The organism is Stenotrophomonas sp. YJH_SMC_43 (assembly GCF_059372535.1).
On the sequence record NZ_JCAFVQ010000003.1, the window covers coordinates 952599 to 964442 of the forward strand.

Below are 11844 nucleotides of genomic sequence, written 5' to 3' on the forward strand. Positions count from 1 at the left end.
TGTGGGGGTGCGACCTCGCGCAACGCCAACGCAGGCAAACCGTCCCGATGTCAGGCGGTGGCCATCGCTGGCGTCGAACGAGGTCGACTTCTACTGTCGCTGGACATGGGTTGGGGACTCCGGGATGCGTGTGCCGGCGGACGCGCCGCCAGCGGCGGGCAGTCTGGACCCGTGGGCCATGCAGGTCAACCCGGCCGCTGTGCGCAGGGCGCCTGCCCGGCAGGTTGTTCTCGTGCATACACAGGCCGGCGCGCATAATGACGCGGTGGTACTCGCCACCCCTTCCCCCACCCGAATGGACGCACAGCGGGCTCCGCCGATGACCAGGTATTCCCATGCATAGCGGTGGTCTGGAACTGGCCCTGGTGCTGCTGCTGGCGGCGGTCATCGCCGTGCCGGTGTTCAAGAAGTTCGGCTTCGGCGCGGTGCTGGGCTACCTGGCCGCCGGTGTGGTGCTGGGCCCGGACGGGCTGGGCTTCGTGCAGGACGCCGACCGCATCCTCGGTGCCGCCGAGATCGGCGTGGTGATGCTGCTGTTCGTGATCGGCCTGGAGCTGTCGCCGGCACGCCTGAAGGTGATGCGGCGCTCGGTGTTCGGCGCCGGCACGGCACAGGTGGCGTTGTCCGGGCTGGTGCTGGGCGGCCTGCTGCTGCTTGACCATTTCCAATGGAAAAGCGCGCTGGTGGTGGGCGTGGCGCTGGCGTTGTCATCCACCGCGGTGGGCCTGCAGCTGCTGTCCGAGCACAAGGCGATCAACAGCGACCATGGCCGGCTCGGGTTCGCCATCCTGCTGTTCCAGGACCTGATCGCGATTCCGCTGCTGGCGGCCATCCCGCTGCTGGGCGGGGTGAAGAACGAGACCCTGCGCTGGGAAGACGCCGCCGTGGCCCTCGGTGCGCTGGCCGTGGTGATCCTGTGCGGGCGACCGGTGCTGCGCAAGGTGTTCAGCATCATCGCGCGCACCCGCAGCCCGGAAGTATTCACCGCCACGGCACTGCTGGTGGTGCTGGGCACCGCCTGGTTCATGCAGGAAGCCGGCCTCAGCCCCAGCCTGGGCGCGTTCCTGGCCGGCGTGCTGCTGTCCGATTCGGAGTTCCGGCACGAGTTGGAAGCGCAGATCGAGCCGTTCAAGGGGCTGCTGCTGGGCCTGTTCTTCATCGCGGTGGGGATGGGCATCGATCTGGACCGCATCGCCGCCGAGCCGTGGCTGATCGCTGCCGGCGTGGCGATCCTGCTGGTGGTCAAGTTCAGCCTGCTCTACGTGATCGGGCGTATCGCCAAACTCAGTTCGCGACAGTCGCTGCTGCTGGGCAGCGTGCTGTGGCTGGGCGGCGAGTTCGCCTTCGTGGTGTTCAACGAAGCGCAGCGCGCGCACCTGCTGGGCAACGCCAACCATGACCGGCTGGTGGCCATCGTCGGCCTGTCGATGGCGATCACGCCACTGCTGATGATTGCGCTGCTTAAGCTGCTCGGCCAGGAGAAGGCCGCACCGCGTCAGGCCGCCGAGGCCGACAAGGTGGCGCCGGACAATCGGCCGAAGGTGCTGATCGCCGGCATGGGCCGTTTCGGCCAGGTGATCGCGCGCCTGCTGACCGCGCAGAAGGTGCCGTTCGTCGCTCTGGAAGCGAACCCGGACACCGTGGCCGACCTGCGCCGCTTCGGCAACCAGCTCTACTACGGCGACCCGACCCGGCCGGAGATGCTGCGTGCGGCGGGCGGTGAGCACATTGATGTGTTCGTGATCACTGTGGACGACCCGGAGACCAACCTGCGCGCGGTGCGCATGGTGCGTCGGCTGTACCCGGACGCGACGGTGCTGGCGCGTGCACGCAACCGCCAGCATGCGTGGCGCCTGATGGACATGTCGGCCGAGCCGTTCCGCGAAGTGTTCGGCACCAGCCTGGAGATGAGCGGCCGCGTGCTGACCGCGCTGGGCGTGGCACCGGACGTTGCCGAACGCCATGTGCAGCGCTTCCGCGAGCACGACGAACAGCTGCTGCGCGACCAGTATCTGGTGTACGACGACGAGGCGGCGGTGATCCAGACCTCGCGCGATGCACGCAACGACCTGATGCATCTGTTCGAGGCCGACGCGGAAAGCGACGGCAAGTAGGGGGCCGACCAACGGTCGGCACCCACCACAGATTGCGGTTGCCGGCCAGCGGCCGGCACGACCCTTTTCCAGGAATCAGCCGTTGTCGCGCAGGAACCGCGCCATCGACGAAACGCCCGGCACGCGCGGTTCGAACTCACCGGCCACGTCGATGAAGCCACGCATCACCGCGATCTCGCGCGGGCTGCGGTTGAGGCTGTCGCGCACTTCCGGATCGGCACCGGCACGCAGCAGGCGCTGCACCAGCAGCGGCAGGCCATGCAGCGCGGCCAGGTGCAGCGGGCCGAAACCGCGCGGATCGCGCACGTCCAGGCTGACGTCTTCATCCAGCAGGCGCTCCACCGCCGCCATCACCACCTGCTCGTCGCAGGCGGTACCCGGCTCGGCACGCGCACCCAGCAACAGCAGCAGCGGCGTCACCGAACCGGCAGCGGCCTGGTCCGGTTCGGCACCGGCCAGCAGCAGGGTGTCGAGCAGGGCCAGCAGGCGCGAGCGGTCGCGGGCACTGAAACCGTACAGTGCGGCGCAGTGCAGCGGGCCCAGCTGTTGCGCATCACCGGCATGCACGTCGGCACCGGCAGTGAGCAGGCGCGCGACGATGTCCGGCAGGCCCAGCGCCGAGGCCAGCATCAGCACGGTCACGCCGCCCGGCAGGCGGTGTTCCAGCTTGGCGCCGGCGTCGAGCAGGGCCGAGACGATATCCACCTGGCGCATGCTGACCGCCGCCGACAGCGGCGTAGCCCCACTGGCCGCAGCGTGCTGCGGATCGGCGCCACGCGCCAGCAGCAGGTCAGTCACCGCCAGATGGCCACCACCGGCGGCGCGCAGCAGCGCGGTGCAGCCCTGTGCGTCGACCGCATCAACGGCGAAGCCCAGGTCGATCAGGCGGCGCACGGCGTCCACATCACCGGCCATCGCGGCGGCCGGCAGATCGGCCTCGCGCAGGGTACGGCGCGGCAACGGCCACACCCGCCAGTCCAGCCAGTCAGCCAGATCGCGGCGACCAATCGACAGCGCCACGCCCAGCGGCGTCTGGCCGTCGGCGGCACGGGCTTCCGGCGAGGCACCGTGCTGCACCAGCAGCTTCAGCGCGCCTTCGCGGGCCAATGCGGTGGCCAGATGCAATGCGGTCATGCCATGGCTGTCGCGCGCTTCGCGATCGACACCGGCCTTGAGCAGGGCCTGCTGCAGGCGCAGCCAGCCCAGGCGCACCGCCAGCGACAGCGGCGGATCACCGGCCGGCGAGGCGGCGAACGGATCGGCGCCACGTTCCAGCAGTTCCAGTGCCAGCTGTTCCAGGCCACGGGCGGCCTGGTCGTGCTGCGCACACGCGGCGAGGAAGCGTGCCAGGCCACCGCGTCCGGCCGGCGACAGGCCACGCTGCAGCATGACCTGCAGCGCCGGCACCGCGTCGATGCCGCGCGACAACAGCGCGAACATCGGCGTGTCGGAACAGGCGTCACGCACGTAGGGATCGGCACCGTGGGCCAGCAGCCAATCGACCGCACGCGGCTCCAGCGCCAGTTCCGGATCGAGCAGCAGGCCACCCAGTTCTTCCGGCTGGCACAGCTTGGCCAGCGCGGCCATGCCTTCGGTGTTGCCGAAGCCCAGCGCTTCACGCAGCAGGGTCAACGGCGGACGGTCCGGCAGCAGGCCACTGGCACTGGCGGCTTCGCCGCGCTCGGCCAGGCCATCACTGACCGCGGCCGGCAACGGATAGGAGGGGTCCAGCAGAGCCACGATCGCCCAGCGGCCGGCTTCGGCAGCGTAGTCCACCGCACGGCGACCGACCGGATCGGCGGCATCGGCGGCGATGCCCAGTTCGACCAGGCGCTTGATCAGCAGCGGTGAGACATCCTCGGCCATCGCCGCCAGCTGCACCGCGTTGCGGCCTTCGCCGTCCACCGCGACCAGGTCCGGCTTGTGCGGCAGCAGATGCTCGACCACGGCGGCACGACCGGCACGGGCCGCTTCCAGCCATGGCGTACGGCCCAGCGCATCGCGCGCTTCCAGATTGGCACCGGCGCCGAGCAGCACGCCGATGATCTCCACGTGGCCGGCCAGCGCCGCCTCATGCAATGCACTGCGGCGCTGACGATCGCGGGCGTCGGCGCGCGCCTTGTGCTTGAGCAGCAGCTGCACCCCGGCCGGATCGTCATCTTCGGTGGCAGCGGCGGCCAGCAGCACCGGCGTGCCCTCGGCCGGTTCGCTGCGCGCACCGCGTTCGAGCAGGAAGCGGGCCAGGCGCCAGTTGCCGACCTGGCAGGCCACCGCCAGCGGCGACCAGCCCTCGTTGTTCAACGCATCGACTTCGGCGGCGGCATCGCGCAGCAGCGCGGCCACGCCCGGGTCGGAACTGCGCGCGGCATGGTGCAGCGGGGTGTTGCCATCGCTGTCGACGGCACGCGAGTCGGCGCCGTTGGCGAGCAGGGTCATCACCGCTTCGGGGCGGCCGTGCCAGCTGTCGCGGGTGGCGGCCAGCAGCGGGGTCATGCCCCGGTGCGGCGCATTCACATCGACGCCGCGGGCGATCAGTTCGCGCAGCAGGCGCAGGTCCGGCAGCACCGCCGCCAGCACCGCCAGGCTGCGCTGGTCGCGCCAGTTCGGGTCCGGCAGCGCATACGGATCGGCACCGGCCTGCAGCAGCTGCAGGCCCCGGTCGATGCGGCCATGGCGGGCGGCTTCATACAGTGCCGGGGTCAGTTCCTGCGGTGCCATCGCCTCCAGCGGCGCGGTTTCGGCCGCGGCGGCGAACATCGGTTCGTGCTCGTTGCCGGCGGTGGCCAACGGGCTCGCGCGCAGCGACACCAGCGGCGCGGGCGCGACCCGCTGCAGCAGCAGGTGCAGCACCGGCGACAGCAGCACGACCGCCAGCGCGGCGGGCCAGCGCGCGCTTTCCGGCAGCAGGCCCGGCCAGGCCGGCAGCACCACCAGCGCGGCCAGCGCGATCACCAGCGCGGCCACGCCGAGGCCACGCCAGGCGGTCAGGTCGCGCCCAGCCAGCGCCTGCCAGTGCTGGGCCAGGCTGCCATCGAGGCGTTCGACATCGTTCCACAGCGGCCAGGTGCGCCAGGCCGCCAGCAGGCCGGCACTGACCAGCACGCTCAGGCCCAGCACCGCCGCAAGGCTGCCGCTGTCACGCAGTGCGGCCAGCGGCCAGGCCAGCAGCAGCGCCAGCAACAACGGCGCTGCCGTCCACAACGCCAGCAGCGCCGGCAGGTCCTGGCGCGCGACCACCTTCAGCGGCAGCAGCGCGCGGCTGCGCCGCCACCACGACACACCCAGCGCGAACGCCGGCTGCGCCAGTGCAGCAAGGATGGCGCCTGGAACGCCGCCCACGGCGGCGCCCAGCGCCAGCACGGCGCCCACGGCGAAGGCGATCGACAGGGCGCGCGGACGGGACGTGTCAGTCATAGTGGCGCGGCATCAGGCTGGCCACCGACGGCGGCACCTGCAGGTAGAACCCGCGCTCGCTCATTTCGCTGCGGACCTTTTCCGGATCGGCCTGGGCCAGGCGGCGCTGGGCATCCAGGGCCACGTCCAGGACGAAGGCGAGCGTCCCCAGCGAGGTGAGCAGCGGCGCAGGCAGCGCGCTGAAATCATCGCGACGGGGAACGTAGACGTAGGTGTCCGGCTTGAGTTGGCTTTTATAGACGTAGGCGTGCATGTCCGCGGGACGATAACCCGGGAAGAGCCATGATTGTGTCGGAAAGCCGACACCGGGGAAAGCCGTCATCCGACGATGACGGCGTGATCGACGGCGTTTCCCCGGCGGGGTTCAGCAATGTGGCGGCGGCGTTCAGCCACGGCCGGCACCACGCAGGCGCTTACTTGACCTTGGCGTAGGTACCCTTCAGCGCGACGCCGGCGAGGATCGCACCGGCGTAGCATTCGTAGTTGGTGCTGCTCTTGAACTCGTTCTTCTTGTAGTAGCTGACGATGTCGACCACGGCGTTGGCGCCGCGCGACTTGGCGCCGTCCTGCAACGCGCGCAGCGCCGACAGTGCGACCCAGCGGCAGGCTTCGGCATCGCTCTTGTTGGCGGCGTTGGTCTTCTTGTTGGTCACGTCTTCGCCCAGGCGCTGCTGCACGCTGACCGGCTGGCCGGCCAGGTAGAAGCGGACGCTGCCGTCGATGCCGGCGTCCTTGGCAGCCTGCGAACTGACCAGTTCCTGCAGGGACTGCTCCACGCGGGTATCGCGGGCAGAAGCGGTGGAGGCCAGGGCCAGCAGTGCGGTGGCCGTGGCGATCATCAGGGTGCGGCGCATCGGAACATCTCCTTGTCGAGGGTGCGGGTAGGTTGCGGGAACAACGGCGGTGGGGCGGTGGATCACTCGCGCCAGCGGCGGAACACCAGAGAGGTGTTGATGCCGCCGAAGGCGAAGTTGTTGCTCATCACGTACTCGGCCTGCAGTTCGCGGCCTTGGCCGGTGATGAAGTCGAGCTGGCCACAGCGCGGGTCGACCTCGGCCAGGTTCAGGGTCGGCGCAAACCAGCCAGCACGCATCATCTCGATGCTCATCCAGGCCTCGAACGCACCACAGGCGCCGAGCATGTGGCCGACATAGCTCTTCAGCGAGCTGATCGGCATGCGGCTGCCGAACACCTGCGCGGTGGCCTGGGTCTCGGCGATGTCGCCGTGATCGGTGGCGGTGCCGTGGGCGTTGACGTAGTCGATCTGCGCCGGCTCCAGGCCCGCATCCTCCAGCGCCAGGCGCATGGCCTGGGCCATGGTGTCGGCGCTGGGCTGGGTGACGTGCTGGCCGTCGCTGTTGGTGCCGTAGCCGACCACCTCGGCAAGAATGGTGGCACCGCGCGCCTGCGCGTGCTCCAGGTCTTCCAGGATCAGCGTACAGGCACCCTCGCCCAGCACCAGGCCATCACGGCCAGCATCGAACGGGCGCGGCGTGGTCTGCGGCGCATCGTTGCGCACGCTGGTGGCGAACAGGGTGTCGAATACCGCCGCAGCGGTGGCATCGAGCTGCTCGGCACCGCCGGCCACCATCACCGTCTGCTTGCCGCTGCGGATCGCTTCATAGGCCGCGCCCACGCCCTGGCTGCCCGAGGTGCAGGCGCTGGAGGTGGTGTAGACGCGCCCGGACAAACCGAAGAACACGCCGATGTTGACCGGCGCGGTGTGGCTCATCATCTTCAGGTAGGTGGTGGCACTGATGCCTTCGGTGGTGAATTCGTTGAGCATGCGCCCGAATTCGCCGGTGGCCTCATGGCTGCCCGAGGACGAGCCGTAGGCTACGCCGGTACGGCCGCTGCGCAGTACCGGATGCTCGTGCAGGCCGGCTTCGCGCAGCGCCACCTCGGTGGCGCGCACCGACATGACCGCGACCTTGCCCATCGAGCGGGTGGTCTTGCGGTTGTAGTTCGGCGGCAGCTCGAAGTCCTGCGCCGGCGCGGCCAGCTTGGTGTTCAGGCCGGCATAGACATCCCATTCGGGCATCGTGCGCACGGCATTGCGGCAGCTGCGCAGGTGCGCTTCGATGGTAGGCCAGTCGTGGCCAAGCGGACTGATGGCCGCAGCACCGGTAACCACCACGCGACGATCGGCGCCCATCAGAGCATGCCCCCGTTCACCGAGATCACCTGGCGGGTGATGTAGCCGGCCGGCTCGGACAGCAGGAACGCCACCGTCGCCGCCACTTCGTCGGGGCGGCCGACACGGCCAGCGGGAATCAGCTTGAGCGCGTGTTCGATCACTTCATCGTTGAGCATTTCGGTCTCGATCAGGCCCGGAGCCACGCAGTTGACGGTGATCTGGCGGCTGGCCAGTTCGAGCGCCAGGGCCTTGGTGGCACCGATGATGCCGGCCTTGGCGGCACTGTAGTTGACCTGGCCGCGATTGCCGGCCAGTCCGGACACCGACGACAGGGTGACGATGCGGCCGGGCTTGCGCCGCCGCACCATCGGCATGATCAGCGGATGCAGCACGTTGTAGAAGCCATCCAGATTGGTGTGGATGACCTGGTCCCAATCCTCGGCCGACAGTGCCGGGAAAGCACCATCACGGGCGATGCCGGCGTTGCAGACCACGCCGTAGTACGCGCCATGCGCCTCGACATCGGCCTCCAGCGCGGCGCGTGCGGCCTCGCGGTCAGCCACGTCGAACGCCAGCACGCGGGCCTGCTGGCCCAGTGCATGGATCTCGGCCACCACGGCCTGTGCCTCTTCCAGGCGGCTGCGGCAATGCACCACCACGTCGAAGCCATCACGCGCGATGCGCAGCGCGATGGCCCGGCCGATGCCCCGGCTGGCGCCGGTCACCAGCACGCTTCGATTCCCTGTCATGCCTGTCCACTCTCCAGATAGGCCATCGCGTCGGCCGGTTCGAACACCGACACGTTGGCTGTCGCCCATTCGTCCTCACCTGCCAGGATGCGGCAGGCGAACATCCCCAATCCATTGTCACCCAACAGCTCGCAGCGCGCCTGTACGCGCAGCCGCGAACCGGCGGGGAAGCTGCTGCGCGCGCTGCTGTAGCGGCGGCTGCCGAGCAGGAAGCCCAGCTGCGGCGGCTTGCCGGCCGCACGCGCGCGGCAGCCGGCCCAGGCCGCGATGGCCTGCGCCATGTATTCGATGCCGACCCACGCCGGCACTTCGCCGTTCTCCACGAACAGGCCGGCCTCGGGCACCACCAGTTCGGCCTCGAGGGTGTCCTGGTCCCAATGCGTGATGCGCTGCAGCAGGCACATGTCCTGGCGGTGCGGCACCACCTCTTCGATTGCATACAGCGTGTTCATCGACGCTCCAGTGCCAGCACGGCGTTGCTGCCGCCGAAAGCGAACGAATTGCTCAGCACCCGTCGCGGCGGCTGCGCCAGGCGGGTGGCCGGTGCGACCAGCGGCAACACCGGCAGCGCTGGGTCGGCCACGCCGTCCCACCAGTGCGGCGGCAGCTGCTGCTGCGGGTTCTCGGCCAGCAGGATCCAGCACAGCGCGGCCTCGATCGCGCCCGAGGCACCCAGCGTGTGCCCGGTCAGCGGCTTGGTCGAACTGGCTGGCACGCTGTTGCCCAGCACCTGCGAGACCGCCAGGCTTTCCATCGCATCGTTGTGGCCGGTGGCGGTGCCATGCAGGTTCACGTAATCCACTTCGTCGGCGCCCCAGCCTGCGCGCAGCAGCGCCTGCTGCAGCGCGTCGATGGCACCCAGCCCCTGCGGGTCGGGAGCGGACATGTGGTGCGCGTCGGCCGATTCGCCCCACCCCGCCAGGCACACCGGGCCGGGCTCGCGGGTGAGCAGGAACAGCGCGGCGCCTTCGCCGATGTTGATGCCGGCGCGGTGCTGCGAGAACGGGTTGCAGCGTGCCGCCGACACCGATTCCAGCGCGCTGAAGCCAGCCACGGTGAAGCGGCACAGCGAATCGGCGCCACCGGCGATCACCGCATCGACGATGCCGGCGCGCAGCATGCGCGCGGCTGACATCAGTGCCTTGGCACTGGACGAACACGCCGTGGACAGGGTCCACGCCGGTCCCTGTGCGCCGCTGCGCTGGCGCACGAACTGCGCAGCGGTGCCCATCTCCTGCTGGGCGTAATCGAAGCCCTGCGGCCACTGGCCCTGTTCGGCGTGGCTGCGCAGGGCCTGCTCGGATTCACCGATGCCCGAGGTGCTGGTGCCCAGCACCACCGCCACGCGCTCGGCACCATGGCGGGCAATCGCCGCGGCCACCGCCGGTGCGATCTGCGCCAGCGCCACGTCCAGCAGGGCGTTGTTGCGCCCGCGCAGGGCCACCGGCAGGTCTTCCAGCGCCGGCAGCGGCGTGCGGACCTCTCCCAGCGCCAGGGTGCGCCCCGGCAGCAGGCTATCGTTGTCGCTGAGCCCGCCCGGCACATCGGCGAACATCGCCGACGCGACCGCAGTGCGGCCATCGCCGAGCGCGCAGACCACGCCCAGGTCGTTCAGGTAGATCGGTGCACTCATCGGTCCTGTCCGGCCATATCGATCGATTCGATGCGCAGCGCATAGCCTTCGGCACGGTTGTCCAGCTGCACGCTGCCATCGTCCAGGCGCTGCAGCAGCAGCCACACCGTGCCATCGCGCGACAGGCTGCGCTGCTGGCCGTCGTCGCTGACCTCCCAGCCGGCCGGCAGCGCGGCGGCGATGGCCGCGGTCGGCCACAGCGCGAACTGCAGGTCATCCAGCACACGCTCGGCACGTACCTGCGGCGGCAGCCACGGCGCACGCTGCTGGGTCAGCTGCTGGCCGTCCCACTGCAGGCGCACGCCGGTCTGGCCCATCGCCTGCACCGCCAGCTGCACCCGCTGCGCGTCGGCCTCCAGCAGCGCGTCGAGGTCGCGCTCATGGCTGCCGAAGCGGAAATGCAGCTGCTGCTGCAGCGCCAGCGGCGCCGGCAGGCTGGCCGGCGACAGGCGCAGCGGCGGCAGTTCCACCTGTGGCTTGGGCATGCGCCCGGCACAGGCGGCCAGCAGCAGGCACAGCAGCAGGGCCGCAGTACGGAAGATCAGGCGCTGCACAATTCCTCCAGCACGCGCATGCGACGGCCGCTTTCGTCGGCCACATACGGGTTGTTGGTGTCCCAGGCGTAGCCGGCCAGGATGGAGCTGATCATGTCGCGCACTTCGGGCTGCTGCTGCGGGTGGTAGATGATCTTCTGGAAGCCGCCTTCGTACCAGCTTTCGACGAAGCGGCGGAAGGTCTTCACGCCGGCGCGCAGCGGGATCGAGAATTCAGCTTCCCAGTCGACGGTTTCACCGGCATAGCGGCGCGCCAGGCATTCGCTGGCCAGCTGCGCGGACTTGAAGGCAATGGTCACACCGGACGAGAACACCGGGTCGAGGAACTCGCCGGCGTTGCCCAGCAGGGCATAGCCGGGCCCCCACAGCGAACTGACGTTGGCCGAGTAGCCGGTGATGCGGCGCACCGGCAGCACCGCCCATTCGGCGTTGGCCAGCAGGCGGGTCAGGTTGGGGTCCTCGCCGACGATGGCCTGCAGCTTCTGCAGGTCGTCACCCTCGTAGCGCTCGAAGAACGACGGCTCGGCGACCACGCCCAGCGAGCAGCAGCCGTTGGAGAACGGGATCGTCCAGTACCAGACGTCGACGTGCTCGGGGTGGGTGGTGATCAGGATCTTGTTGCGATCGAAGTCCGCTTCGGCCGGAATGTTGTCGCGCACGTGGCAGAAGATCGCGCCGCGCACCGGGAAGTTGGATGGCGATTCCAGCTGCAGCAGGCGCGGCAGCAGGCGTGCGAAGCCGGAGGCATCGAGGATGAAGTCGGCTTCGATGCGGTATTCGCTGCCATCCGGGCGGCGCACGTTCACCGTGGGCTGTTCACCGGGTTCGACCGACAGCACTTCATCACCGAAACGCAGCGTGGTGCCCATGCGCTCGGCACCGCGTGCCAGCACGTTGTCGAAGTCGGCGCGCTGCACCTGGTAGGTGGTGCCCCAGCCTGGCGAGAACTTCTTCCGGAAGTCGAAGGCGGTACGCGCTTCGCCGTGCACGAAAGCGGCGCCGTTCTTGTACTGGAAGCCGGCCTCGACCACATCCTGCAGCAGCCCGGCGGCTTCAATGTATTCCATGCTCTGGGGCAGCAGGCTTTCGCCGATGGAGAAGCGCGGGAACTGCTGACGCTCCAGCATCAGCACCTGGCGGCCCTGCTGGCGCAGCATCGCCGCAGCCACGGAGCCGGCCGGGCCGGCACCGATGATCAGGATCTCAGTACGTTCGACAGCATCCACAGCAGTATTCATCGGTG

The 11844-nt window shown here is 69.6% G+C and carries 10 protein-coding genes; 1 reads left to right on the forward strand and 9 read right to left on the reverse strand.

Annotated elements, in window-relative coordinates; translation table 11 throughout:
* The first annotated feature begins 335 nt into the window (after positions 1–335).
* Positions 336–2114, forward strand: a complete 1779-nt coding sequence (locus tag AC5QAH_RS16545; protein WP_019336775.1) for a monovalent cation:proton antiporter-2 (CPA2) family protein — start codon at positions 336–338, stop codon at positions 2112–2114.
* 75 nt (positions 2115–2189) lie between these two features.
* On the opposite strand, the gene AC5QAH_RS16550 is transcribed toward AC5QAH_RS16545, so the two are convergent.
* The 9 genes from AC5QAH_RS16550 to AC5QAH_RS16590 form a co-directional block, all read right to left on the reverse strand.
* Entirely contained in the window at positions 2190–5528 is a 3339-nt protein-coding gene (locus AC5QAH_RS16550) for an ankyrin repeat domain-containing protein (RefSeq protein ID WP_159360736.1), read from the reverse strand.
* A complete protein-coding gene (locus AC5QAH_RS16555; protein WP_010482302.1) occupies positions 5521–5781 on the reverse strand; it encodes a YcgL domain-containing protein in 261 nt (86 codons plus the stop codon). The genes AC5QAH_RS16550 and AC5QAH_RS16555 overlap by 8 nt, the downstream gene beginning before the upstream one ends.
* A 160-nt stretch (positions 5782–5941) precedes the next feature.
* Positions 5942–6382, reverse strand: coding sequence for a hypothetical protein (locus tag AC5QAH_RS16560; protein ID WP_010482305.1), 441 nt, complete (start codon positions 6380–6382; stop codon positions 5942–5944).
* Between the two features lie 62 nt (positions 6383–6444).
* Positions 6445–7683 carry a beta-ketoacyl-ACP synthase gene (locus tag AC5QAH_RS16565; RefSeq protein WP_049413131.1) on the reverse strand — a complete coding sequence of 413 codons (1239 nt, stop codon included), beginning with the start codon at positions 7681–7683 and terminating at the stop codon, positions 6445–6447.
* The gene (locus tag AC5QAH_RS16570) at positions 7683–8414 is read right to left on the reverse strand and encodes a 3-ketoacyl-ACP reductase FabG2 (protein WP_006401885.1); all 732 of its coding nucleotides are present in this window, start codon (positions 8412–8414) and stop codon (positions 7683–7685) included. Before AC5QAH_RS16570 ends, AC5QAH_RS16565 begins: the two co-directional genes overlap by 1 nt.
* Entirely contained in the window at positions 8411–8866 is a 456-nt protein-coding gene (locus tag AC5QAH_RS16575) for a hotdog family protein (RefSeq protein WP_010482310.1), read from the reverse strand. Before AC5QAH_RS16575 ends, AC5QAH_RS16570 begins: the two co-directional genes overlap by 4 nt.
* A complete protein-coding gene (locus AC5QAH_RS16580) occupies positions 8863–10047 on the reverse strand; it encodes a beta-ketoacyl-[acyl-carrier-protein] synthase family protein (RefSeq protein WP_019336778.1) in 1185 nt (394 codons plus the stop codon). The genes AC5QAH_RS16575 and AC5QAH_RS16580 overlap by 4 nt, the downstream gene beginning before the upstream one ends.
* Positions 10044–10601, reverse strand: coding sequence for a DUF3261 domain-containing protein (locus tag AC5QAH_RS16585; protein WP_143994605.1), 558 nt, complete (start codon positions 10599–10601; stop codon positions 10044–10046). Before AC5QAH_RS16585 ends, AC5QAH_RS16580 begins: the two co-directional genes overlap by 4 nt.
* Complete coding sequence (locus tag AC5QAH_RS16590; RefSeq protein WP_019336780.1) at positions 10589–11839, reverse strand: NAD(P)/FAD-dependent oxidoreductase; 1251 nt, start codon at positions 11837–11839, stop codon at positions 10589–10591. Before AC5QAH_RS16590 ends, AC5QAH_RS16585 begins: the two co-directional genes overlap by 13 nt.
* Positions 11840–11844: the final 5 nt, after the last annotated feature.

Excerpts from the sequence above, each read along its gene's own strand:
- AC5QAH_RS16545 (WP_019336775.1), top strand. The coding sequence starts at position 336 with ATGCATAGCGGTGGTCTGGAACTGGCCCTGGTGCTGCTGCTGGCGGCG.
- AC5QAH_RS16550 (WP_159360736.1), bottom strand. The coding sequence starts at position 5,528 with ATGACTGACACGTCCCGTCCGCGCGCCCTGTCGATCGCCTTCGCCGTG.
- AC5QAH_RS16555 (WP_010482302.1), bottom strand. The coding sequence starts at position 5,781 with ATGCACGCCTACGTCTATAAAAGCCAACTCAAGCCGGACACCTACGTC.
- AC5QAH_RS16560 (WP_010482305.1), bottom strand. The coding sequence starts at position 6,382 with ATGCGCCGCACCCTGATGATCGCCACGGCCACCGCACTGCTGGCCCTG.
- AC5QAH_RS16565 (WP_049413131.1), bottom strand. The coding sequence starts at position 7,683 with ATGGGCGCCGATCGTCGCGTGGTGGTTACCGGTGCTGCGGCCATCAGT.
- AC5QAH_RS16570 (WP_006401885.1), bottom strand. The coding sequence starts at position 8,414 with ATGACAGGGAATCGAAGCGTGCTGGTGACCGGCGCCAGCCGGGGCATC.
- AC5QAH_RS16575 (WP_010482310.1), bottom strand. The coding sequence starts at position 8,866 with ATGAACACGCTGTATGCAATCGAAGAGGTGGTGCCGCACCGCCAGGAC.
- AC5QAH_RS16580 (WP_019336778.1), bottom strand. The coding sequence starts at position 10,047 with ATGAGTGCACCGATCTACCTGAACGACCTGGGCGTGGTCTGCGCGCTC.
- AC5QAH_RS16590 (WP_019336780.1), bottom strand. The coding sequence starts at position 11,839 with ATGAATACTGCTGTGGATGCTGTCGAACGTACTGAGATCCTGATCATC.